Source organism: Falsiroseomonas sp. CW058, from assembly GCF_050563535.1.
Taxonomy (GTDB): domain Bacteria; phylum Pseudomonadota; class Alphaproteobacteria; order Acetobacterales; family Acetobacteraceae; genus Falsiroseomonas.
On the sequence record NZ_JBNXUO010000029.1, the window covers coordinates 1 to 23,259 of the forward strand.

General features: G+C 73.0%; 23 protein-coding genes. 20 read left to right on the forward strand and 3 right to left on the reverse strand.

Annotated elements, in window-relative coordinates:
- From ACK8OX_RS19645 to ACK8OX_RS19730, 18 genes are all read left to right on the forward strand, one after another.
- Positions 1–648, forward strand: a 648-nt coding sequence (locus tag ACK8OX_RS19645; protein ID WP_430665936.1) for a VWA domain-containing protein, incomplete at its 5' end; no start/stop codon positions are given.
- Positions 649–654: 6 nt separating this feature from the next.
- Positions 655–1,521, forward strand: a complete 867-nt coding sequence (gene bchO / locus ACK8OX_RS19650) for an alpha/beta fold hydrolase BchO (RefSeq protein WP_430665937.1) — start codon at positions 655–657, stop codon at positions 1,519–1,521.
- 64 nt (positions 1,522–1,585) lie between these two features.
- A complete protein-coding gene (locus ACK8OX_RS19655; RefSeq protein WP_430665938.1) occupies positions 1,586–2,626 on the forward strand; it encodes a phytoene/squalene synthase family protein in 1,041 nt (346 codons plus the stop codon).
- 132 nt (positions 2,627–2,758) lie between these two features.
- Positions 2,759–4,456: a magnesium-protoporphyrin IX monomethyl ester anaerobic oxidative cyclase gene (bchE, locus tag ACK8OX_RS19660; RefSeq protein ID WP_430665939.1), complete on the forward strand. Its 1,698-nt coding sequence runs from the start codon at positions 2,759–2,761 to the stop codon at positions 4,454–4,456.
- Positions 4,457–4,471: 15 nt separating this feature from the next.
- Positions 4,472–5,071, forward strand: a complete 600-nt coding sequence (gene bchJ, locus ACK8OX_RS19665) for a bacteriochlorophyll 4-vinyl reductase (protein ID WP_430665940.1) — start codon at positions 4,472–4,474, stop codon at positions 5,069–5,071.
- Positions 5,072–5,191: 120 nt separating this feature from the next.
- A complete protein-coding gene (locus tag ACK8OX_RS19670) occupies positions 5,192–6,061 on the forward strand; it encodes a polyprenyl synthetase family protein (protein ID WP_430665941.1) in 870 nt (289 codons plus the stop codon).
- On the forward strand, positions 6,058–7,209 hold the full coding sequence (locus tag ACK8OX_RS19675; RefSeq protein ID WP_430665942.1) for a methyltransferase: 1,152 nt from the start codon (positions 6,058–6,060) through the stop codon (positions 7,207–7,209). The genes ACK8OX_RS19670 and ACK8OX_RS19675 overlap by 4 nt, the downstream gene beginning before the upstream one ends.
- Before the next feature lie 95 nt (positions 7,210–7,304).
- Complete coding sequence (gene bchC / locus ACK8OX_RS19680; RefSeq protein WP_430665943.1) at positions 7,305–8,243, forward strand: chlorophyll synthesis pathway protein BchC; 939 nt, start codon at positions 7,305–7,307, stop codon at positions 8,241–8,243.
- Positions 8,240–9,259 (forward strand): chlorophyllide a reductase iron protein subunit X, encoded by a 1,020-nt coding sequence (locus ACK8OX_RS19685; RefSeq protein WP_430665944.1) that lies wholly within the window; start codon positions 8,240–8,242, stop codon positions 9,257–9,259. The genes bchC and ACK8OX_RS19685 overlap by 4 nt, the downstream gene beginning before the upstream one ends.
- Before the next feature lie 3 nt (positions 9,260–9,262).
- Entirely contained in the window at positions 9,263–10,768 is a 1,506-nt protein-coding gene (bchY, locus tag ACK8OX_RS19690; protein ID WP_430665945.1) for a chlorophyllide a reductase subunit Y, read from the forward strand.
- Between the two features lie 4 nt (positions 10,769–10,772).
- Positions 10,773–12,209 (forward strand): chlorophyllide a reductase subunit Z, encoded by a 1,437-nt coding sequence (gene bchZ / locus ACK8OX_RS19695; protein WP_430665946.1) that lies wholly within the window; start codon positions 10,773–10,775, stop codon positions 12,207–12,209.
- 155 nt (positions 12,210–12,364) lie between these two features.
- A complete protein-coding gene (locus ACK8OX_RS19700; RefSeq protein ID WP_430665947.1) occupies positions 12,365–12,544 on the forward strand; it encodes a hypothetical protein in 180 nt (59 codons plus the stop codon).
- A gap of 30 nt (positions 12,545–12,574) precedes the next feature.
- The gene (pufA, locus tag ACK8OX_RS19705) at positions 12,575–12,754 is read left to right on the forward strand and encodes a light-harvesting antenna LH1, alpha subunit (protein ID WP_430665948.1); all 180 of its coding nucleotides are present in this window, start codon (positions 12,575–12,577) and stop codon (positions 12,752–12,754) included.
- 123 nt (positions 12,755–12,877) lie between these two features.
- Positions 12,878–13,702 (forward strand): photosynthetic reaction center subunit L, encoded by an 825-nt coding sequence (pufL, locus tag ACK8OX_RS19710; RefSeq protein WP_430665949.1) that lies wholly within the window; start codon positions 12,878–12,880, stop codon positions 13,700–13,702.
- A 13-nt stretch (positions 13,703–13,715) separates the two neighbouring features.
- Positions 13,716–14,699 carry a photosynthetic reaction center subunit M gene (gene pufM, locus ACK8OX_RS19715; protein ID WP_430665950.1) on the forward strand — a complete coding sequence of 328 codons (984 nt, stop codon included), beginning with the start codon at positions 13,716–13,718 and terminating at the stop codon, positions 14,697–14,699.
- Positions 14,696–15,769, forward strand: coding sequence for a photosynthetic reaction center cytochrome PufC (gene pufC / locus ACK8OX_RS19720; protein WP_430665951.1), 1,074 nt, complete (start codon positions 14,696–14,698; stop codon positions 15,767–15,769). Before pufM ends, pufC begins: the two co-directional genes overlap by 4 nt.
- Positions 15,770–15,850: 81 nt before the next feature.
- Positions 15,851–16,288 (forward strand): YqaA family protein, encoded by a 438-nt coding sequence (locus ACK8OX_RS19725; protein WP_430665952.1) that lies wholly within the window; start codon positions 15,851–15,853, stop codon positions 16,286–16,288.
- Positions 16,289–16,358: 70 nt separating this feature from the next.
- The gene (locus ACK8OX_RS19730; protein WP_430665953.1) at positions 16,359–17,873 is read left to right on the forward strand and encodes a phytoene desaturase; all 1,515 of its coding nucleotides are present in this window, start codon (positions 16,359–16,361) and stop codon (positions 17,871–17,873) included.
- On the opposite strand, the gene crtD is transcribed toward ACK8OX_RS19730, so the two are convergent.
- Both crtD and ACK8OX_RS19740 read right to left on the reverse strand, forming a co-directional pair.
- Positions 17,863–19,368 carry a 1-hydroxycarotenoid 3,4-desaturase CrtD gene (gene crtD, locus ACK8OX_RS19735; protein WP_430665954.1) on the reverse strand — a complete coding sequence of 502 codons (1,506 nt, stop codon included), beginning with the start codon at positions 19,366–19,368 and terminating at the stop codon, positions 17,863–17,865. The genes ACK8OX_RS19730 and crtD overlap by 11 nt on opposite strands.
- A gap of 14 nt (positions 19,369–19,382) precedes the next feature.
- Positions 19,383–20,126 carry a hypothetical protein gene (locus tag ACK8OX_RS19740; protein ID WP_430665955.1) on the reverse strand — a complete coding sequence of 248 codons (744 nt, stop codon included), beginning with the start codon at positions 20,124–20,126 and terminating at the stop codon, positions 19,383–19,385.
- A 105-nt stretch (positions 20,127–20,231) separates the two neighbouring features.
- On the opposite strand from ACK8OX_RS19740, the gene ACK8OX_RS19745 reads away from it, so the two are divergent.
- Positions 20,232–21,635, forward strand: coding sequence for a cytochrome P450 (locus tag ACK8OX_RS19745; protein WP_430665956.1), 1,404 nt, complete (start codon positions 20,232–20,234; stop codon positions 21,633–21,635).
- An 8-nt stretch (positions 21,636–21,643) separates the two neighbouring features.
- Positions 21,644–22,804, forward strand: coding sequence for an ATP-grasp domain-containing protein (locus ACK8OX_RS19750; RefSeq protein ID WP_430665957.1), 1,161 nt, complete (start codon positions 21,644–21,646; stop codon positions 22,802–22,804).
- On the opposite strand, the gene ACK8OX_RS19755 is transcribed toward ACK8OX_RS19750, so the two are convergent.
- Positions 22,784–23,209 (reverse strand): RrF2 family transcriptional regulator, encoded by a 426-nt coding sequence (locus tag ACK8OX_RS19755; RefSeq protein ID WP_430665958.1) that lies wholly within the window; start codon positions 23,207–23,209, stop codon positions 22,784–22,786. The genes ACK8OX_RS19750 and ACK8OX_RS19755 overlap by 21 nt on opposite strands.
- Positions 23,210–23,259: the final 50 nt, after the last annotated feature.

Sequence of the window (23,259 nt, forward strand, 5' to 3'; positions counted from 1 at the left end):
CAGGGGCTGCGCCGCCGCGAACGCCCGGCCGGGCCGCATCTGCGCATCCATCGCGACGACATCCGCCTGCGCCGCTTCGAGCACCGCGCCGGCACCACCGCGATCTTCGCCGTCGATGCCTCCGGCTCCGCCGCGCTGCACCGGCTGGCGGAGGCGAAGGGCGCGGTGGAGATGCTGCTGGGGGACTGCTACGCGCGGCGCGACCAGGTGGCGGTGGTCGCCTTCCGCGGCAGGACCGCGGAGCTGCTGCTGCCGCCGACAGCGTCCCTGCCGCGCGCGCGGCGCAGCCTGGCCGGCCTGCCCGGCGGGGGCGCGACGCCGCTGGCCGCGGGGCTGGAAGCCGCGGGGGCGGTGGCGGCGGAAGCGCGGCGCCGCGGCCGCACGCCGCTGCTCGTGCTGCTGACGGACGGCCGCGCCAATGTCGCGCGCGGCGGCGCCACCGGGCGCGACGCGGCGGAGGCGGATGCGCTGGCCGCCGCGCTGCCGCTGCGCCTGGCCGGCATCCCGGCCCTGCTGGTGGACACCGCGCCGCGGCCGCAGCCCTATGCGAAGCGGCTGGCCGAGGCGATGGGCGCGCGCTACCTGCCGCTGCCGGCGGCCGATGCCGCGCGCCTGTCGGGCGCCGTCGCCGCCACGCGCGCCACCTGACGCGCCATGCCCGACCGCCCGGACTGGAACCGCGAGGGGCGCGACTGGCCCAACCGCGCCGCGAGCCGCTTCGTCGCCGCCGCCGGCATCCGCTGGCATGTGCAGGAGATGGGGCAGGGCCCCGCGCTGCTGCTGCTGCATGGCACCGCCGCCGCCACCCATTCCTGGCGCGACCTGATGCCCCTGCTCGCCGCCCGGTTCCGCGTCGTCGCGCCCGACCTTCCCGGCCATGGCTTCACCGACCCGGTGCCGCAGGCGCGGCTGTCCCTGCCGGGCATGGCGGCTTCCGTCGCCGCGCTGTGCGAGGCGCTGGGGCTGGCGCCCGCGCGCGTGGCGGGCCATTCGGCGGGCGCCGCGATCCTGCTGCGCATGGCGCTCGACGGGCGGATCGCGCCGGATCGCGTGGTCAGCCTGAACGGCGCGCTGCTGCCGCTCGGCGAACGCAACGCGGCCTTCTTCAAGGGGGCGGCGAAGCTGCTGGTGGGGCTGCCCTTCGTCCCTGGCCTGTTCGCCTGGCGGGCCGGCGACCGCGCCGTGTCGGAACGGCTGCTGCGCGACACCGGCAGCCGCATCGACGCGCGCGGCGTCGATCTCTATGCGCGGCTGTTCCGCCACCGCGCGCATGTGGCCGCCGCGCTCGGCATGATGGCGAACTGGGATCTGGCACCCCTGCTGCGCGACCTGCCGCGGCTGGCGCCCCGGCTGCTTCTGGTGGTCGGCGCGGGGGACCGCGCAGTGCCGCCGCGGCAGGCGGAGCAGGTGCGCGCGCGCCTGCCCTCCGCGCGGGTCGTCGTGCTGCCCGGGCTCGGCCACCTCGCACATGAGGAAAGGCCGGTCGAGGCCGCGCGGCTGATCCTGGGGGGGGAGGCGTGATTTTTCCTCGCCTCCGCTGTCAATCCGTCTTTACAGTGGTGGCCGTCACGCCGGGTCCCGCCTGATGCCCCATTTGCCGCCGGAGATCTCGCCCGAGGACCTGGCCGCCTGCCAGGCGCTGCTCGCCGGCGGGTCGAAGTCCTTCCGGGCGGCGCAGCTGCTGCTGCCCCGGCGCGTGGCGGCGCCGGCCGCGGCTCTCTATGCCTTCTGCCGCATCGCCGATGACGAAATCGATCTGGCCGAGGGCGGGGCGGGGGCGCTGGCGCGGCTGGCCGCGCGGCTGGACGATGCCTATGCCGGCCGGCCGCAGTCCGGGCCCGTCGACCGGGCCTTCGCCCATGTCGCCGCCCGCTTCGCCATCCCGCGCGCCCTGCCGGGGGCGTTGCTGGAGGGACTCGCCTGGGATGCGGAGGGCCGCCGCTATGAGGACCTGCCCGCGCTCGAGGCCTATTGCGCGCGGGTGGCCGCCGCGGTCGGCGCGATGATGACGCTGCTGATGGGCGTGCGCGACGCGCCGGCCATCGCGCGGGCCTGCGACCTCGGCGTCGGGATGCAGCTGACCAACATCGCCCGCGACGTGGGAGAGGATGCCCGCAACGGCCGCATCTACCTGCCGCTGTCCTGGCTGCGCGAGGAGGGGGTGGAGCCCGAGGTTTGGCTGGCGGCGCCCCGCTTCACGCCCGCCATCGGCCGCGTCGTGGCGCGGCTGCTGGCCGCGGCGGATGCCTGCTACGCCCGGTCCGAGGCCGGCATTCCGCTGCTGCCGCGCGACTGCCGCGCGGGCATCGGCGCTGCCCGCTTCGTCTATGCCGGGATCGGCCGCGCGGTGGAACGGCAGGGGCTGGATTCGATCGCCGCCCGCGCCTGGGTACCGGGGCGGCGGAAGGCCTGGCTGATGCTGTCCGGCCTGCGCGCCCTGGCCTGGCGCGTTGGGGAAGGGGCTGCCCTGCCGCCGCTGCCCGCCACGCGCTTCCTGGTGGAGGCCGTCGCGAACGCCCCCGCCCCGTCCGAAGCCACGTCGCAGGGCCTGGGCGAACGCATCGCCTGGGCCGCCGATCTCCTCGCGCGGCTCGACGGCATGGACCGCCGCACCGCCACCGGCTGAGCGTCCCCCGCCACGTAGGGCGGCACGACGCGCTTCGGATATGTCATGATGGATTGACACATATCAAGGCGCCGGACGTCAGGTATGGATGACGCTGGCAGCATGGCCGGGTGCTCCGGCCGGAGGCGCCCGATGCGAATCGTCCTGGTCCATCCGAACTACCATTCCGGCGGCGCCGAGATCGCCGGCAACTGGCCGCCGGCCTGGGTCGCCTACCTCGCCGGCTACCTGAAGGCCGACGGCTATGACGACGTCACCTTCATCGACGCGATGACGGACCACATGACCGATGAGCAGGTCGGCGATGCGCTGCGCCGGCTGCAGCCCGACATCGTGGGCGCCACCGCCATCACCCCCGCGATCTACGAGGCCGAGCGGCTTCTGAAGCTGGCGAAGGAAGCCTGCCCGCGCGCGGTCACCGTGCTGGGCGGCATCCACGGCACCTTCATGTATCCGCAGGTCCTGGCCGAGGCACCCTGGATCGATGCCGTGGTGCGCGGCGAGGGGGAGCAGGTGCTGCTCGACCTCGTGCGTTGCGTCGAGGACGGGCGATGGATGGAGGAGCGCGCGAAGGTCCGCGGCATCGCCTATCTCGCGGAGGGCAAGGTGGTGGCGACGCCCGCCGCGCCGCCCATCAAGGACATCGACAGGATCAAGCCGGATTGGGACATCCTGGACTGGAGGAAGTACCTCTATATCCCGACCGGCCGGCGCGTGGCGATTCCCAACATGGCGCGCGGCTGCCCCTTCACCTGCAGCTTCTGCAGCCAGTGGATGTTCTGGCGCGACTACCGCGTGCGCGACCCGAAGAAAGTGGTGGATGAGATACAGGAGCTGGTGGAGAAGCACGATGTCGGCTTCTTCATCCTGGCCGACGAGGAACCGACCATCCACAAGAAGAAGTTCGTCGAGTTCTGCCAGGAGCTGATCGACCGCGGCCTGCCCGACAAGGTGCAATGGGGCATCAACACCCGCGTCACCGACATCCTGCGCGACGAGGCGCTGCTGCCCTTCTACCGGCAGGCCGGGCTGGTCCACATCTCGCTCGGCACGGAAGCCGCGGCGCAGCTCAAGCTCGACCGCTTCAACAAGGAGACGACGGTCGCCCAGAACCGCAAGGCGATCCAGCTGCTGAAGGCGGCCGGCATCGTCTCGGAAGCGCAGTTCATCGTCGGGCTGGAGAACGAGACGGTCGAGACGCTGGAGGAGACCTACCGCATGGCGCGGGACTGGAACCCCGACATGGCGAACTGGGCGATGTACACGCCCTGGCCCTTCAGCGACCTGTTCAAGGAACTGGGCGACAAGGTCGAGGTGTTCGACTTCAGCAAGTACAACTTCGTCACGCCCATCATGAAGCCCGATTCGATGGACCGCGCGACGCTGCTGGACCGCACCATGGCGAACTACCGCCGCTTCTACATGCGCAAGGCCTTCCTGGAATATCCCTTCACCCGCGACAGGCGGCGGCGCAGCTACCTGCTCGGCTGCCTCAAGGCCTTCCTGAAGTCCGGCGTGCAGCGGACCTTCTACGACCTCGGCAAGGTCGGCTACTGGGGGCCGCAGACGAAGAAGAACGTCGATTTCCACTTCGACGGGACGCGGCAGTTCGACGCGCGCAAGGCGGTGGCCGCGCCGCACAACGCGATGTGGAAGACGATGCACCGCCCGAAGGTGAAGCTGCCGGCCGCCAATGCCGCCACCGCCAAGGCCTGCGGCGGCGGGACCGAACAGCTGGGCGGGGAGGAGCCGGCGCGCACGCCCTTCAAGGCCTGCGGCGGCGGCGCGTCCCATCTGACGGGTGGTGCCTCGGCCCCGCCGCGCGGCTGACCGTTCTCCGACCCCGTGGACGGCACCATCCTTTCCTCCGGCCGCATCGGCCCCAACGCCGTCACCCGCCTGGCCGAGGCGCTGGCGGCGCGGCACGGCGCCGCCACCTGCGAAGCGGTCTTCGCCGCCGCAGGCCAGGCCCGCCACCTGCTCGCGCCGCCCGGGCGCATGGTGCCGGAAGGCGACGTGACCGCCCTGCACCGCACCCTGCGCGCCATGCTGGGCGCGGCGGCCGCGGACGGGGTCGCGCGGGATGCGGGGCGGCTGACGGCCCGCTACCTGCTGGCGCACCGCATCCCGCGCGCGCTGCAGGCCGTGCTGCGCCGCCTGCCGCCGGCACTTGCCGCGCGGCTGCTGCTCGGCGCGATCGGGCGGCATGCCTGGACCTTCGCGGGCAGCGGCAGCTTCCGCAGCCTCGGCCGGGCGCCGCTGCGCCTGGCCATCCGGGGCGGGCCGATCGCCAGGGCAGGCGCCGCGGACCATCCGGCCTGCGGCTACTACGCCGCCACCTTCGAAACGCTGTTCCGCGCCCTGGTCAGCCCGCACAGCCGGGCGGAGGAGACGGAGTGCGAAGCCTGCGGCGCCCCCGACTGCATCTTCGAGCTGCGCTGGTGACGGCTGCGTGCCCTTCGGCGGAAAGCCATTGACTTGTCTGTCAGGAAAGATTGACAGTCAGGTCTGACGTGCAAAGTTGACGCTCCGCCAGCCACGAACGTCACCCCCGGGAGGTTCCGCATGGACGCCGCCGCGCGCATCGAAGCCAGCCTGGCCGACGCCGTGCTCTGCGCCGAGGCGACGGGCTCGCCGCCACGCCTGGCCGCCGCGCTGCGCCATGCCGTCTTCCCGAAAGGGGCGCGCATCCGCCCGCGCCTGACATTGGCGGTCGCCGCCGCCTGCGGCGACGACAAGCCGGGCCTGTCCTCAGCCGCCGCCGCCGCGATCGAGCTGCTGCACTGCGCGAGCCTGGTGCATGACGACCTGCCCTGCTTCGACGATGCCGGGACGCGGCGCGGCAAGCCCAGCGTCCACAAGGCCTTCGGCGAACCGCTGGCGGTGCTGGCGGGGGATGCGCTGATCGTCCTCGCCTTCCAGACCCTCTCGCGCGCGGCGCCCTGCGCGCCGGAACGGCTCGGCCCCTGCATCGCCGCCATCGGCGACGGGGTCGGCGTGCCCTTCGGCATCGTCGCCGGCCAGGCCTGGGAATGCGAGGACCGGGCCGACCTGTCCGACTACCAGCGGCAGAAGACCGGCGCCCTGTTCGCCGCCGCCTGCGTCGCCGGCGCCGCCGCCGCCGCGCATCCCGACCCCGATGGCTGGCGCCTGCTGGGCGACCGGCTGGGCGAGGCGTACCAGGTTGCCGACGACCTGCGCGACGCAGTGGAGGATGCCGCGACCCTCGGCAAGCCGGTGGGCCGCGACAAGGCGCTCGGCCGGCCGAGCGCGGTGCTGCAGCTCGGCCTCGGCGGCGCCATGGCGCGGCTGCGGGAGCTGAGCGAGGCCGCGGTGGCCGCCATCCCCGACTGCCACGGCCAGGTGGCGCTGCGCGCGCTGATGCTGCAGGAGGCGCAGCGCCTGGTGCCGCGGAAGCTCGCCCCCGCCGCATGAGCAGCCTGTCCGGGGCCGCGATGCCGGGCACGACCTGGCGCGACCGCTTCCGCGCCTGGCGCGACGGCCTGACCGCGAAGCCGGGCTTCCGCAGCTGGGCTGCCGCCTTCCCGCCGACGCGGCCGCTGGCGCGGCGCCGGGCGAGGCAGCTCTTCGACCTCTGCGCGGGCTTCGTCTATTCGCAGGTCCTGCTGGCCTGCGTGCGGCTGAAGCTGTTCGACCTGCTGGAGGCCGGCCCGCTGGACGAGGCGGCGCTGGCGCGCCGGCTCTCCCTTCCGCCCGAGGCGGCGTCGCGGCTGCTGGCGGCCGCGGGCTCGCTCCGCCTCGTGCAGCGGCGGGACGACGGGCGCTGGGCGCTCGGCCCGCTCGGCGCGGCGATGATCGGCAACCCCGGCATCGCCGCGATGGTGGAACACCACGCCATGCTCTACGCCGACCTGGCCGATCCCGTGGCGCTGCTGCGTCGCGACCGCGGCGGCAATGCGCTGTCGCGCTACTGGGCCTATGCCGGGGCGGCGGCGCCGGATGCGCTCGCGCCCGACCGCGTTGGTGACTACACCGCGCTGATGGCGGCATCCCAGCCCATGGTGGCGGAGGAGGTGATCGCCGCCTTCGACTTCGGCCGCCACCGCGCGCTGCTGGATGTGGGCGGCGGCAGCGGCGCCTTCCTCGCCGCCGTCGCGAAGGCCGCGCCGGGGCTGCGGCTCATGCTGTTCGACCTGCCGGCGGTGGCCGCGCAGGGGCGGCAACGCCTGGCGCAAGCCGGGCTGGCCGCCCGCGCCTCGGTCCATGGAGGCGACTTCACGGCGGATGACCTGCCCGTCGGCGCCGACCTCGTCAGCCTCGTGCGCGTGCTGCACGACCATGACGACGACGTGGTGCGTGCCCTGCTGCGCCGCGTGCGCGCTGCGCTGCCCGCGCATGGGCGGCTGCTGATCGCCGAGCCGATGGCCGGCACCCCTGGCGCCGAGCCGATGGGGGAGGCGTATTTCGGCTTCTACCTGCTCGCCATGGGCCGCGGCCGCCCCCGCCGGCCGGAGGAACTGCGCGCGCTGGTCGCCGAGGCCGGGTTCGGGCGCGCGCAATTGCTGGCAACCCGCACCCCCCTGCTGGTGCGCGTGCTGGTCGCGGATGTCACGGCTGGCTGACGCATTGCGTCGCGCGGCGTCGGTCATGTCAGTTTAGCTTGACATAACACGTTGTCAGTTTAGGCTGACGATCTGACCTGGAGCGGGAAGTCCAAGTGGACACCGTCGCCGTCCTGCTGGAAGCGCCCGAACGACTCGTGCTGAGCCGCCTCGCCCTCACGCCGCCCGGCGAGGAGGATGTGGTGGTCGAGGTGGAGTGGAGCGGGATCAGCACGGGCACCGAACGCCTGCTGTATTCCGGCCGCATGCCGTCCTTCCCCGGCATGGGCTATCCGCTGGTGCCCGGCTACGAATCCGTGGGCCGCGTGGTGCAGGCCGGGGCGCGCGCGACGCGCCGGGCTGGCGAACGCGTCTTCGTTGCCGGCGCGCGCTGCTTCGGGCCCGTGCGCGGGCTGTTCGGTGGCGCGGCCCGCCGGCTCGTCGTGCCTTCCGCCCGCGCGGTGCCGATCGACGAGGAACTGGGCGCCGACGGCGTGCTGCTGGCGCTGGCCGCGACCGCGCAGCATGCGGTGGCATCCGGCGCGGCGATGCCGGACCTGGTGGTGGGGCATGGGGTGCTGGGACGGCTGGTCGCGCGCCTCGTCGTCGCGGCAGGGTCGCCGCCGCCGGTGGTGTGGGAACGCAACGAGGCGCGGCGCGGCGGCGCGCATGGCTACCAGGTCCTGGACCCCGAGGCCGATCCGCGGCGCGACTACCGCTGCATCTGCGACGTCAGCGGCGACTCCTCGCTGCTCGATGCGCTGATCGCCCGTCTCGCGCCCGGGGGCGAGGTGGTGCTCGCGGGCTTCTACAGCGCCCCGCTCTCCTTCGCCTTCCCGCCCGCCTTCATGCGCGAGGCGCGGATCCGCGTCGCCGCGGAATGGAAGGAGCCGGACCTGCTGGCGGTGAAGACGCTGCTCTCCCATGGGCGCCTCGCGCTCGACGGCCTGGTCACGCACCGGCGCGACGCGGCGGAGGCGCCGGACGCCTACCGCACGGCCTTCGACGATCCCGCCTGCCTGAAGATGATTCTCGACTGGAGGAAGCAAGAATGAACGCCCCCGCCGGGTTCAAGCCGAACGCCTCCCCCCAGGCCAGCATGGTCGAGACGCTGCGCGAGGAGGCGGCGCAGGGACCCGACCCCGTGCACACCGGCCCGCCCCGCAAGCAGGCGCAGGTCATCGCGATCTACGGCAAGGGCGGCATCGGCAAGTCCTTCACCCTCGCCAACCTCAGCTACATGATGGCGCAGCAGGGCAAGCGCGTCCTGCTGATCGGCTGCGACCCGAAAAGCGACACGACGAGCCTGCTGTTCGGCGGCAAGGCCTGCCCGACCATCATCGAGACGAGCTCGAGGAAGAAGGCGGCCGGCGAGCAGGTGACGATCGGCGATGTCTGCTTCAAGCGCGACGGCGTCTTCGCGATGGAGCTCGGCGGGCCCGAGGTTGGCCGCGGCTGCGGCGGGCGCGGCATCATCCACGGCTTCGAGCTGCTGGAGAAGCTGGGCTTCCACGACTGGGACTTCGACTTCGTCCTGCTCGACTTCCTGGGCGACGTGGTGTGCGGCGGCTTCGGCCTGCCGATCGCGCGCGACATGTGCCAGAAGGTCATCGTCGTCGGCTCCAACGACCTGCAATCCCTCTACGTCGCGAACAATGTCTGCTCGGCGGTGGAGTATTTCCGCAAGCTCGGCGGCAATGTCGGCGTCGCCGGCCTGGTCGTGAACAAGGACGACGGCACGGGGGAGGCGCAGGCCTTCGCCGAGGCGGTGGGCATCCCGGTCCTGGCCGCCATCCCCGCCAACGAGGACATCCGCCGCAAGAGCGCGAACTACGAGATCGTCGGCCGTCCCGACGGCGAATGGGGCCCGCTGTTCGAGGCGCTGGGCGTGCAGGTGTCGGACGCGCCGCCGCTGCGCCCGAAGCCGCTGTCGCAGGAAGCGCTGCTCGGCCTGTTCAAGGGCGACGTGGTGGGCCGCGGCGTGGTGCTGCAGCCGGCCTCGCAGGAGGACATGCGTTCGGCCGGCCTCGTGGCGAAGCCGTCGCTCGAAGTGGTGTACGAGGGGGCCTGAGCGATGGACGCGATCCCGCCCCGGACCGTGCCCGAAGCCGCCGGCTGCCACGCCGGGCGCGAGACCATGCTCGACGCCGCGCGCAGCGCCGGGAAGACCGAGGCGCTGGACCGGCTCGCCGCCGACTACCCGCGCGGCCCGCACGACCAGCCGCAGAGCATGTGCCCGGCCTTCGGCAGCCTGCGCGTCGGGCTGCGGATGCGGCGAGTGGCCACCATCCTCTCGGGCAGCGCCTGCTGCGTCTACGGCCTGACCTTCACGAGCCATTTCTACGGGGCGCGGCGCAGCGTGGGCTACGTGCCCTTCAACTCCGAGACGCTGGTCACCGGCAAGCTGTTCGAGGACATCCGCGACGCCGTCCGCGCCTCCGCCAGGCCGGAGGAGGTGGACGCGGTCGTCATCATCAATCTCTGCGTGCCCACCGCCTCCGGCGTTCCGCTCGAACTGCTTCCGAAGGCGATCGACGGCGTGCGTGTCATCGGCATCGACGTCCCGGGCTTCGGCGTTCCGACCCACGCCGAGGCGAAGGACGTGCTGGCCGGCGCCATGCTGCGCTACGCCCGCGCCGAGGCCGAGGCCGGCCCGGTGGCCCGTCCGCGCGCGCATGTCGACGGCGAACGCACCGTCGCGCTGATCGGCGAGTTGTTCCCGGCCGACCCGATGGGGATCGGCGCGCTCCTCGCGCCGATGGGCCTCGGCCTCGCGCCGCAGACGCCGGCGCGCGAATGGCGCGACCTCTACGGCGCGCTGGACTGCGCGGTCGCGGCCGCGGTGCATCCCTTCTACACCGCGAGCGTGCGGGAATTCCGTGCGGCCGGTCGCGCGGTCGTCGGCTCCGGCCCGGTGGGCGTCGAAGGCACGGCCGCCTGGATGGAGGCGATCGCGAAGGCGGCCGACGTGCCCGCCGCGATGCTGGATGCCGCGAAGGCCCGCATGCTGCCCGCGATCCGCGGCGCGATGGCGGGCAACCCGGTCCCGGCCCGCGTCACCGTCTCCGGCTACGAGGGGTCGGAGCTGCTGGTGGCGCGGCTGCTGGTCGAGGCGGGGGCGGAGGTCCCCTATGTCGGCACCGCCTGCCCGCGCACGGAATGGAGCGAGCCGGACCGCGAATGGCTCGCGGCGCGGGGCGTGCACGTCCAGTACCGCGCGAGCCTCGAGCAGGACATGGCGGCGATGCGGGAGGTGCGGCCCGACCTCGCGCTCGGCACCACGCCGCTGGTGCAGAAGGCCAAGGAACTCGGCATCCCCGCGCTCTACTTCACCAACATGGTCAGCGCGCGGCCCCTGTTCGGGCCGGCGGGCGCGGCTTCCATGGCCGGGATCGTGGCGGCGCAGACGCGCGGGCGGGACCGCTTCGCGCGCATGGTCGGGTTCTTCGAGGGCGTCGGCACGCCCGACGGCGCGGGCTACGGCTTCCGGGGCAAGCCCGCGGACCCGCCCGGCTTCCGCGACCGGCAGCGCAAGCTGCGGGCTGCGAAGGCCAAGGCGGACGAGGCGGTGGGGAGCTGACGCGATGCTCGTCCTCGACCACGACCGCGCCGGCGGCTACTGGGGCGCCATCTACGCCTTCTCCGCCGTGCGCGGGCTGCGCGTGGTGATCGACGGCCCGGTGGGCTGCGAGAACCTGCCCGTCACCGCCGTGCTCCATTACACGGACGCGCTGCCGCCGCACGAACTGCCGATCGTCGTCACCGGGCTCGACGAGGATTCGCTGTCGCAGAACGGCACGGAAGGCGCTCTGCGGCGCGCGGCGGCGACGCAGGATGCGGACCTGCCCGCCGTGGTCGTCACCGGCTCCATCGCGGAGATGATCGGCGGCGGCGTGACGCCGCAGGGCAGCAACCTGCAGCGCTTCATCTGCCGCACCATCGACGAGGACCAGTGGCAGGCGGCCGACCGCGCCATCATGTGGCTGTGGACCGAGTTCGGCGCGCGCGGGCGCAAGGTGCGGGCGCGCAACCCGAAGCTGGGGCCGGCGCCGCGCGTCAACATCATCGGGCCGATCTACGGCACCTTCAACATGCCCTCCGACCTGGCGGAGATCCGCCGCCTGGTCGAGGGTATCGGCTGCGAGGTGAACCTGGTCTTCCCGCTGGGCAGCCATGTCGAGGACATCGCGCGGCTGCCGGACGCGGACGTGAACATCTGCATGTACCGCGAGTTCGGCAGCAGGCTGTGCGAGGAGCTGGACCGCCCCTGGCTGCGCGCGCCGGTCGGCCTGTTCGCCACGACCAGCTTCCTCCGCAAGCTCGGCGAACTGACCGGCCTCGACCCCGAGCCCTTCATCGAGCGCGAGAAGCACACCACCATCAAGCCGCTCTGGGATCTCTGGCGCAGCGTCACGCAGGACTTCTTCGCGACCGCCAGCTTCGCCGTGGTCGCGACGGAGACCTACGCGCGCGGCCTGCAGCGTTTCCTGGGCGAGGAAATGGGCGTGCCCTGCGCCTTCGCCTTCGCCCGCCGCCCCGGCGAGAAGCCGGACAACGCCGCGGTGCGGGAGGCGATGAGGGCCACCCCGCCGCTCGTCCTCTTCGGCAGCTACAACGAACGGATGTACGCGGCCGAACTTCGAAGCCGCGCCACCTACATCCCGGCCAGCTTCCCGGGCGCCATCATCCGCCGCGCCACCGGCACGCCCTTCATGGGCTATGCCGGCGCGACCTATGTCGTGCAGGAATACTGCAACGCGCTGTTCGACGCGCTCTTCCACATCCTGCCGCTCGGCACCGACCTCGACCGCGTCGAGGCGACGCCGCTGCGCGCGGCGGAGCCGTGGGACGAGGATGCGGTGCGGCTGCTCGACGCGCATGTCGAGGGCGAGCCCTTCCTGCTGCGCATCTCCGCCGCGAAGCGCCTGCGCGAGAGGATCGAGCGCGCCGCCCGCGGCGCGGCCGAACCGCGCGTGACGGCGGACCGCGTCACCCGCACGCTGGCGGAACCCGTCGCATGACGGCCCCCGTCCCCACCAACGGTCCCGCCCCGTCCGCCCCGGCCTTCGCGCCGGTGGCGGGTGCGGGCGGATCGGCCAGGGCAAGGATTCGCCCCGGCTCCCTGCCGCGCGGGATCAGCGCGGTAACGGCCGAAAGGCAATAGGAGGTCCAACGCATGGCCGAAGGTTCAAGAACCGGCCTGACCGAGGGCGAGGCACGAGAGATCCACCGCCTGCTGATCCAGGGGTGGGCCTTCTCGGTCTTCGCCTCGATGGGCGCGCATGTGCTGGTCTGGCTGTGGCGCCCGCTGGTCTACGGGAATTCCGTGGTCCCGCCGGACTGGCGCTTCTTCTGATCCGCGCAACGGCACGAGGAGAGACAGACCTTGCATAAGATCTGGATGGTGGTGGACCCCCGGCGGTCGCTGTTCCTGGCGATGGTCGCGGTGATCACCGTGGCGCTGCTGATCCACTTCGTGGTGCTCAGCTCGCCCCGCTACTGCGACCACCTCGGGTGGTGCGCGACGACGCCGACCTTCACCCCGGGCCAGCCCGTCGGAAGGTAGGCGGACGACGCCGGTGTCGCACCACGGCAGTGGGCGAGGCAAGCGCAGCGGGCCTCGCCCGCTGCCGAGGAACACGACACGGCAACAGGCGGGCCGTTGCCCGGCCCAAGGGAGCGTGAACCCATGGCGATGCTGACCTTCGAACGAAAATACCGGGTCCGCGGGGGCACCCTGGTCGGGGGAGACCTGTTCGACTTCTGGATCGGGCCCTTCTGGGTCGGGTTCTTCGGGGTCACGACGGCCTTCTTCACCTTCCTCGGCACCGGCCTGATCCTCTACGGCGCGGCGATCCAGGGCACCTTCAATCCCTGGCTCATCAACATCGCCCCGCCCGATCTCAGCTACGGGCTCCGCCTCGCGCCGATGCGCGCGGGCGGGCTTTGGCAGTGGATCACCATCTGCGCGATCGGCGCCTTCGTCTCCTGGGCGCTGCGCCAGGCGGAGATCAGCCGCAAGCTCGGCATGGGCTACCACATCCCGGTGGCCTACGGCGTCGCGGTCTTCGCCTACATCACGCTGGTGGTGGTCCGGCCCGTGCTGATGGGCGCCTGGGGGCACGGCTTCCCCTACGGCATCTGGAGCCACCTCGATTGGGTGTCGAATGTCGGCTACCAGCACCTGCATTTCCACTACAACCCCGCGCACATGATCGCGGTGACCTTCTTCTTCACCACCGTGCTGGCGCTGTCGCTGCACGGCGCGCTGGTGCTGTCGGCGCTGAACCCGCCGAAGGGCGAGCCGGTGAAGACCGCCGAGCACGAGAACACCTTCTTCCGCGACCTGATCGGCTATTCGATCGGCACGCTGGGCATCCACCGCCTCGGCCTGTTCCTGGCGCTGTCGGCCGGGTTCTGGAGCGCGGTCTGCATCGTCATCAGCGGCCCATTCTGGACCCGTGGCTGGCCGGAATGGTGGGGCTGGTGGCTCAACCTGCCGGTCTGGAACTGAGGAGGCCGCCGCGATGACCGCCACCTACCAGAACATCTTCACCCGCATCCAGGCGAGCGCGCCGGCCTATCCCGGCGTATCCCTCCCGCCCGACGACATCCCGCGCGAGGGGGGGGCGCGCTTCTCGCGCCTGGCCGGCAAGTTCGGCGACGCGCAGATCGGGCCGATCTATCTCGGCGCGCTCGGCATCCTGTCGATCTTCTTCGGCACGGTCGCCTTCGTCATCATCGGGCTGAACATGTGGGCCTCGGTCAACTGGAACATCCTCCAGTTCGTCCGCCAGCTCTTCTGGCTCGCGCTCGAGCCGCCGCCGGCGCAGTACGGGCTTCGAATCCCGCCGATGCGCGAGGGCGGCTGGTGGCTGGTGGCCGGCTTCTTCCTGACCGTGTCGATCCTGCTGTGGTGGGCGCGCACCTATCGCCGCGCGCGGCAGCTCGGCATGGGGACGCATGTGGCCTGGGCCTTCGCGGGCGCGATCTGGCTCTATCTCGTGCTCGGCTTCATCCGCCCGATCCTGATGGGCCGCTGGAGCGAGGCGGTGCCCTTCGGCATCTTCCCCCATCTCGACTGGACGGCCGCCTTCTCCATCCGCTACGGCAACCTGTTCTACAACCCGTTCCACGCGCTCTCGATCGTGTTCCTCTACGGCTCGGTGCTGCTGTTCGCCATGCACGGGGCGACCATCCTCGCGCTCGGCCGCTACGGCGGCGAACGCGAGATCGAGCTGACGCTCGACCGCGGCACGGCCGCCGAACGCGGTGCGCTGTTCTGGCGCTGGACGATGGGCTTCAACGCCACATTCGAGAGCATCCACCGCTGGGCCTGGTGGTTCGCGGTGCTCTGCCCCGTCACCGGCGGCATCGGCATCCTGCTGACCGGGACCGTGGTGGACAACTGGTACCTCTGGGCGGTGGACCGCCACTTCGCGCCCGCCTACCCGCAGCTCTGGGCACCGATCGCCGACCCGGCCGCCGCCCTGCAAGGAGCCCCGCGATGAGCCTCACCAGCAAGGCGCTGCTCGTCCTCACGGGACTGCTCGTCGCCGTCATCTGCCTGCTCACCTTCGAGCGGCCGCCGGTGGTCACCACGCAGAACGGCTTCCGCGGCACGGGGATGGAGCAGCTGCAGAACCCGCGCCTGGCGCCGGCCCGGATCGCCGCCAACCGGGTGCCGGACGCGCCCGACCCCGCCGACACGGACGGCCCGAAGGCGTCCGAGATCTTCGAGAACGTGCAGGTTCTCGGCGAGCTCAGCGCCGCGCAGTTCGGCCGCATCATGCAGGCGATGACGGAGTGGATCTCGCCCAGCCAGGGCTGCAACTACTGCCACAACCCCGAGAACCTCGCCTCGGACGAGGTCTACACGAAGGTGGTCGCGCGGCGGATGCTGCAGATGAACCGCACCATCAACGTCGACTGGTCGGCGCATGTCGGCCAGGCGGGGGTCACCTGCTACACCTGCCACCGCGGCAATGCGGTGCCGCAGCAGGTGTGGTCGACGGCCCCCACCAGCCGCGCCGGCCTGCAGGCGCCGCGCGGGCAGAACCACCCCGCGCCGAACGTGAACCAGAGCTCGCTGCCCGCCGACCCCTACACGCCCTTCCTGCTGGGCGACCACAACATCCGCAACATCAGCCGCACCTCGCTGCCCGGCACCAACCCGACCGACGTGATGCGGACGGAGTGGACCTATGCGCTGATGACGTCCATGTCGCAGGCGCTCGGCGTGAACTGCACCTTCTGCCACAACAGCCGCGCCTTCTCGGTGTGGGAGCAGAGCCCGCCGCAGCGCCTGACCGCCTGGCACGGCATCCGCATGGCGCGGACCATCAACCGCGACTACATCGAGCCGCTGACGCCGCAATGGGCCGCCAATCCGCGCGGACCGGCGGAGGGGCCGAACCACCCGCGGCTCGGCGTCATGGGCGACGCGCTGAAGGTGAACTGCGCGACCTGCCACCAGGGCGTGAACCGGCCCTTCCTCGGCGCACCCATGGCGCGGGACTATCCGGAGCTCAACCTGGTGACGACGGGTCCGCTCCGCGCGGCGGAGGCGACGCCACGCTGACCCTGCCCTATCCTCCGCGGGCTTCGCGGCCGGGCGCCCCCGCAGGGGGCGGCCCGGCCGCTTCACGCCTTGTGGGGTGGCATGGGCGAGGTCGCGATCCTGGGCGGGCTGTTCCTGGCGGCATTCGGCGCCGCGTCGATCCTGCCGATGCAGTCGGAGCCGGTGCTGGTGGCGCTGCTGCTGCTCGGCGACCATCCGCCCTGGCTGCTGGTGCTGGTGGCAAGCATCGGCAACACGCTCGGCTCCTGCCTCAACTGGGCGCTCGGCCGCGCGGTGGAGAGGCTTCGCGGCCGGCGCTGGTTCCCGGTGAAGCCGGATGCCCTGCTGCGGGCGGAGGGCTGGTACCGCCGCTTCGGCCGCTGGTCGCTGCTGCTGAGCTGGGCGCCGCTGGTGGGCGACCCGCTGACGGTCGTCGCGGGCGTGCTGCGGGAGCCGTTCTGGACCTTCCTCCTCCTCGTCGCCGTCGCCAAGACGGGGCGCTACCTGGCGCTGGCGGCGGCCACGCTCGGCCTGGCGTGACCGGGCGGCGCGGCGCATCTCCGCCTCCTCGGGCAGGGGCATCGGCCGCAGCATGATGGACGGGACGCAGATGCATCGGCTGCAGGGCGCGGCGGATCGCCGGCCGCATGCGGTGGTGATCGGGTCGGGCTTCGGCGGGCTGGCCGCGGCCATCCGGCTGGGCGCGCGCGGCTGGCGCGTGACGGTGCTGGAGAAGCTGGATGCACCCGGCGGGCGCGCCTATGTCCACCGGCAGGACGGCTACACCTTCGATGCCGGCCCCACCATCATCACCGCGCCATACCTGCTGGAGGAGCTGTGGACGCTGTGCGGGCGGCGCATGGCGGAGGATGTGGACCTGCGCGCGGTGGACCCCTTCTACCGGATCCGCTTCGACGACGGCACAGTGATGTCCTGCGCCGCCGACCCCGCCGAGACCCGGCGCGAGGTGGCGCGCATCGCACCTGGCGACGTGGCGGGCTTCGACCGTTTCCTGCGCGACAGCGAACGCATCTACGACGTCGCCTTCGGCGAACTGGCGGACCGCCCCTTCCACCGGCTGTCCACGCTGCTGGCGGCGGCGCCGGCGATGCTGCGGCTGGGCGGCTGGCGCACCGTGCATGCGAAGGTGGGGGACTACTTCAAGGACCCGAAGCTGCGCATCGCCTTCAGCTTCCACCCGCTGTTGATCGGCGGCAACCCGCTGACCACGACAGCCTATTACTGCCTGATCGCGCATCTGGAACGGCTGCACGGCGTGCATTACGCGATGGGCGGCATGGGTGCGCTGGTGCGCGGCATGGCGGGGCTGATCGCGGGCCAGGGCGGCGTGGTCCGCTGCAACGCCGAGGTGACGGAGATCACCACCTCGGGCGGCCGCGCCAGCGGCGTGCGGCTTGCCTCGGGCGAGGCGGTGGAAGCCGATATCGTGGTGTCCAACGCCGATGTCGGCTGGACCTATTCGAAGCTGCTCGCGCGGCATCCGCGCCGCCGCTGGACCGACCGCCGGGTGGCCCGCGCGCGCTACTCCATGTCGCTCTTCGTCTGGTATTTCGGCACCACGCGCCGCTTCGACGACGTGCACCACCACACCATGGTCCTCGGCCCGCGGTACGAGGAACTGCTGCGCGACATCTTCGGCCGCAAGCGGCTGGCGAAGGACTTCTCGCTCTACCTGCACCGGCCGACCGCGACCGATCCCTCCCTCGCGCCGCCTGGCTGCGATGCCTTCTACGTGCTCGCCCCCGTGCCGCATCTCGGCAGCGGGACCGACTGGGCGGCGATGGCCGAACCCTACCGCGCCGCCATCCAGACCCGGCTGGAGGCGACGGTGCTGCCCGGGCTCGGCGGCTGCATCGCCACCTCGCGGCTGCTGACGCCGCAGGATTTCCGCGACCGGCTGCTGTCGGTGAACGGCGCCGCCTTCTCGCTGGAGCCGCAGCTGTTCCAGTCCGCCTGGTTCCGCCCACACAACCGCAGCGAGGAGGTGGAGGGCCTCTACCTCGTCGGCGCGGGCACGCATCCCGGGGCCGGGGTGCCGGGCGTCGTCTCCTCGGCCCGCATCCTGGACCGGCTGGTGCCGGCGGGGGCCGAGTTCAGGCGGTAGGCACCGGCAGCGCCACCACGCGGCGGGCGCGGCCGGACAGGTCCTCCAGGATCCGCGCGGCGGCGAGCCGCCCGGACATCGCGGCCATCGGGATGCCCGGCCCCGGATGCACCGACCCGCCCGCGCAGTACAGCCCCGCCAGCCGCGACGCCGCGCCGGGCCGTGCGAAGGTGCCGGTCGCGCCATGGCTCGCGCGGCCATAGAGCGCGCCGCCCGTGCCGGGCAGCAGCGCGTCGAAGCCCGCCGGGGTGGTGACGACCGCGCCGTCCAGCCGCAGCCCGAGCCCGCAGTCGCGCAGCAGGGCCAGGGCGCGCCCGGCCAGGTCGGGCAGGTCGGGCGCCATGTCCCGCAGGTCGCCATCCGGCGGCGCGTTGACCAGCAGCAGCATGCGTTCCGGCGTGCCGGGCGCAACCTCCCCCACGCCGCGGTCCTGGGCGCAGAGATAGACGGTCGGCGCGGCGGCGATGGTGCGGCGGCGGAACACCGCCTCGAACTCCCCGGCGTAGTCCTCGGCGAAGAAGACGTTGTGGTGGTGCAGCGGGAAGCCCGCGGCTTCGCCCCGCACGCACCAGGTGACGGCGGAGAGCGACCGCGCCGCGCGCGGCACCGCGGCCGCGGCGCCGCGCGCGGCGCCGCCCAGCAGGCCCTGCGCCAGTGCGCCGGCATCGCCGTTGAACAGCACGGCATCCGCCGCGATGCGCTCGCCATCGGCCAGCGTCACGCCGGTCGCGCGCCCGCCCTGCGCCTCGATCCGCGCGACATGCGCGCCGAAGCGGAAGGCGGCGCCCTGCGCCTCGGCCAGCGCCTGGATCGCGCGCGCCACCCGCACCATGCCGCCGCGCACCAGCCACACGCCCTCCTGCTCGACATGCGCGACCAGCATCAGCGTCGCCGGCGCCAGGAAGGGCGAACAGCCGCAATAGGTGGCATAGCGGCCGAAGAGCTGGTGCAGCCGCGGGTCGCGGAAGTGATCGCCGAGCGCGCCCCACATGGTCCGCCACGGCGCCGTCCGCCACAGCGCGTCGAGCCGCGCGAACCCGACGCGGCGGACAAGCTCCGCAGGGGAAGGCCGTTCGGCCGCGATGAAGGGGGCCAGCAGCGTGCGGTGGATGTCCGCGGCGCGCGCCACGAACTCCCGGTAGCCCCGCGCATCCGCCGCGCCGGCGAAATCGCCGATCGCCTCGGCGGACCGCGCGACATCGGCGTGTAGGTCCAGCCTGCCGCCCGCCCGCCAGGCATGGCGCGCCAGCACCGAGGCCGGCACCAGTTCCAGCGCATCCCCGAGGCTGCGGCCGGCATCGGCGAACAGCCCTTCGAAGATCCAGCGCATGGTGAAGACGGTGGGGCCCGCATCGATGCCGGCCGAGCCCGGCGGCGCCAGCTGCCGCATCTTGCCCCCGGCCGCCGCCGCGCGTTCCAGCACCGTGACGCGCGCGCCGCGGCGGGCGAGGTCCGCCGCGGCGGCGAGCCCGCCGATGCCGGCGCCGACCACCACCACATGGGGCGTGCTCAGGCCGCCGCCTCCACCCGCCCGCGCCGCAGGCGCCGCGCCGCGCGGTCGATCGCCAGGCGGTGCCAGATGATGAGGGCCAGCCCGACGGCAAGCGGCGCCGACCACATCGCCGGGTGCAGCGCCAGCTCGGGCAGGATCCGCACCGAGCCGAAGGCCATGAAGGCCGTGTAGACCGAGATGCCGGCGCCGACGAGCGCCTTCACATGCTCCTTCAACCAGTCCTCGCGCGCGGGGCGCGGCCGCGCCAGGAACCACAGGTTGGTCAGCCCCGTCGCGACGCCGACCACCGCGATGCCGATCATCAGCTTCTGGCCGATCAGCCAGCCATCGACGGCGCAGGCGATGGCCGCCGCGATGACCAGCGGCTGCAGCGCCAGGTTGAGCGGCGTGCGGTTGCGCCCCTGGTCGCCGCGGTTGCGGACGCAGAGCCAGCCATACCAGGTCAGGTTCAGCGTCAGGATGGCGGTGTGCAGCATCATCCACCCGAAGATGCCGCGGATGAAGGACGGCTCGAACCGCCCGGCCAGGTGCGGATGCGTCGCCAGCGGGTCGACCAGCGTCAGCAGGCTCATCGCCAGGGCGAAGCAGCCGGTGGCCATCAGCGCCACGCAGAAGACGCGGCCCCATTTCCGGTGGCCCGCGCCGCCCTTCCGGCCGATCACCGGCACCCAGAAGGCGACCGCGCCGGTCAGGCCGGTGACGATGTGGAGCGCGATCAGCGTGTCGAACAGCAGCAGCATCGCCCGCCTCGCTTCCGTCCGGGTGACAATGCCACTTGACACTTCGAAGTGTAAAGAAGCCGAATGGGGTGGATGAGGCGGCCAGATGGCCGGGTGGTTGCCGCGATGGACATGATCGAAGCCCCGGGCAGGGCGGACCCGCCCTGGATGCCCTTCACCCCGCCGCATCCGGCGCCGCGCCCGGCCGTCATCGCCCTGGTCAGGCAGCTGCTGCAGGGGGAGGGCAACCTGCTCGGCCTGCTCCCGGCCCGGGCCTACGATGTCCCGATCGGCACGCTCGGCTGGTCGCGGCGGTCCACCGTGATCGTCAACGACCCCGTGCTGGTGCGCCACGTCCTGTCGGACCCCGACGGCATCCTGCCCAAGTCCGACCTGATGGTGAACGCGTTGGAGCCGCTGATCGGCGACAGCATCTTCGTCTCCTCGGGCGAACGCTGGCGGGCGCAGCGCCGGGCCATCGACCCGGCGCTGACGCTGATGCGCGTCAACCGCGCCTTCCCCGCCATGGAAGCCGGCTGCGACGCGGCGGAGGAGGAGCTGCACCGCCGGGCGGAAAGCGGCGAGGCCTTCTCGCTCGACCTGCTGATGAGCCACCTGACGGCGGACATCATCTGCCGCACCGTCTTCTCCACCACGCTCGCGACGCGGACCGCGCATGACGTGTTCGACGCCTTCACCGCCTTCGAACGCAGCGTGGCGCAGGTGGAGATCCGCCGCCTCATCCTCGACCGGGCCTGGACGCGCATCCCCCAGCGCGCGCATGTGCTGGAGGCCTGCCGGCTGATCCGCGGGCACCTCGGCGAATTGCTGGACACGCACCTCGCCGCCGGCGCGCGCTTCGACGACATCGCGGCGCAGGTGGTGGCGGCGCGGGACGAGGCCGGCCGTCCCGCCTTCACGCGGGAGGAGCTGGTCGACCAGCTCGGCGTGCTGTTCCTCGCGGGGCACGAGACGAGCGCGAGCGCGCTGACCTGGGTGTTCCTGCTGCTGGCCGGCCAGCCCGCCCTGGTCGCGCGGCTGCGCGCGGAGGTGGAGGCGGTCACCGGCGGCGGTCCGGTCACCTTCGAGCACACGAAGCGCATGCCCTTCGCCCGCAACATCTTCCGCGAGACGCTGCGCCTCTACCCCCCCATCACCTTCCTGCCGCGCGTGGCGATGGAGGAGACGGTGCTCGGCGGCAGGCGCATCCGCCGGGGCGCGCTGGTCATGGTGGCGCCCTGGGTGATGCACCGCCACCGGCGCTACTGGCGCGACCCGCACGCCTTCGACCCCGACCGCTTCGCCCCGGAGCGCGAGGCGGCGATGGTGCCCGGCGCCTACATCCCCTTCGGCACCGGCCCGCGCATCTGCGCCGGCGCCGCCTTCGCGACGGTGGAGGCGGTGCTGCTGATCGCGCGCCTGTTCCGCCGCTTCGACTTCGCGCTCGACGCGCCGGCACGCATCCGCCCCGCCGCGCGGCTGACCACGCGCCCGGCGGAACAGGTGATGTGCCGCGTGCGGCGCGCCTGACCGGCGCCATGCCCCGCACCGTCCTGCTCACCCTCGGCCGGCTGCCCAAGGCGCTCGACCTCGCGCGTGGCTTCGCGGCGGAGGGCTGGCGGGTGGTGGTGGCGGAGCCGCATGCGCGGCATCTCTGCGGCGCGTCGCGCAGCGTCGCGCGTTCGGTCGGCGTGCCGCCCCCCGCCGCGGGCAGGCGCGCCTATCTCGAAGCGCTGGCCGCGGTCGTGCGGGAGGAGGGGGCGGAGCTCGTCATCCCCGTCTCGGAGGAGGCGCTGCATGTCGCGCACCTGCCCGCCCTGCTCGGCGCCGCCACGCGGGTGCTGGCCATGCCGCCCGACCGCGTGCTGGAGATGCACGACAAGGCCCGCTTCGTCGACGCCATGCGCCGCATCGGCGTCCCGGTGCCGGACACCGCGCCGCTCGGCAGCGCGGCCGCGCGGGGGCTGGCGGCGCGGGGGCGGGTGGTGGTGAAGCCCGTCCATTCCTGCTCGGGCCGCGGGGTGCGCGTGCTGGCCGAGGGCGCGGCCCTGCCGGAGCCGGACCCTCGGGCGCCGGCCGTGGTGCAGCGCTTCGTGGCGGGGGAGGAGTTCAGCTCCTGCACGCTGGCGCATGGGGGCCGCGTGCTCGGCACCGCGGTCTATCGCGGCGTGCAGTTCGGCGGCACCGTCGCCATCGCCTTCGAACGCGTGGCGCATCCGGCGGTCGAGTCCTGGATCGACCGCGCGGTGGCGGGCCTCGGCTGGTCCGGCTTCATCTCCTTCGACCTGCGCGTCGATGCGTCGGGCCGGCCCTTCGGCATCGAATGCAACCCGCGCACCACCAGCGGCCTGCACTTCCTGGACCCGCGCGACCTGGTGCGCGCCATCCTCTCGCCCGCCGACGCCCCGCCGATCCGCTTCCGCCCGCAGGCGCGGCTGCAGCAGTTCTGGTCCTGCCTGACGGAGACGCAGCTGTCCCTGTTCCGGCGCGGCGGCGGCTTCGGGGCCAATCTCCGCCACCTGCTGACCACGCCCGATGCGTGCTGGAACGCGCGCGACCCCTGGCCGCTGCTGTCGATGCCCTGGACCGCCTGGCCGATCCTGCGCGAAGCGGCGCGCCGGCGCGTGCCCTTCGGGGAGGTCGCGACCCTCGATGTCGGCTGGTTCGAGGGGGAAGATCTACAGGACGGGCACGGGTGAGGCGGCCCCGCCCACGCAATCCGCCAGCGTCGTCCGGTCCAGGTCGCGCAGGAACGCCTCCCGCGCCCCGCCCAGGGCGCCGCGCAGGCGGCATTCGGGCAGCAGGCAGCAGGCGCCGCCATCGGGGCGGAAGCACTCCACCAGCACCTGCGCGCGTTCCAGCCGGCGCACCACCGCACCCAGCCTGATCGCGTCCGGCGGCACGGCCAGCATCACCCCGCCGCGCGCGCCGCGGATGGTCCGCACCAGCCCGGCCTCCGCCAGCTCCTGCACGATCTTGTGGAGGTGATTGCGCGGCACGCCGGTCTCCCCGGCCAGCACCTCCGTGCTGCGGTGGCGCGCCGGGTCGGCCGCCAGGCGCAGCAGGACGCGCAGCGCGAAATCGGTGGAGGCGAGGAGGCGCAAGCGGCGGGTTTCCCTCAAACTGGTATTGACGATACCACGATCCCTGGCCA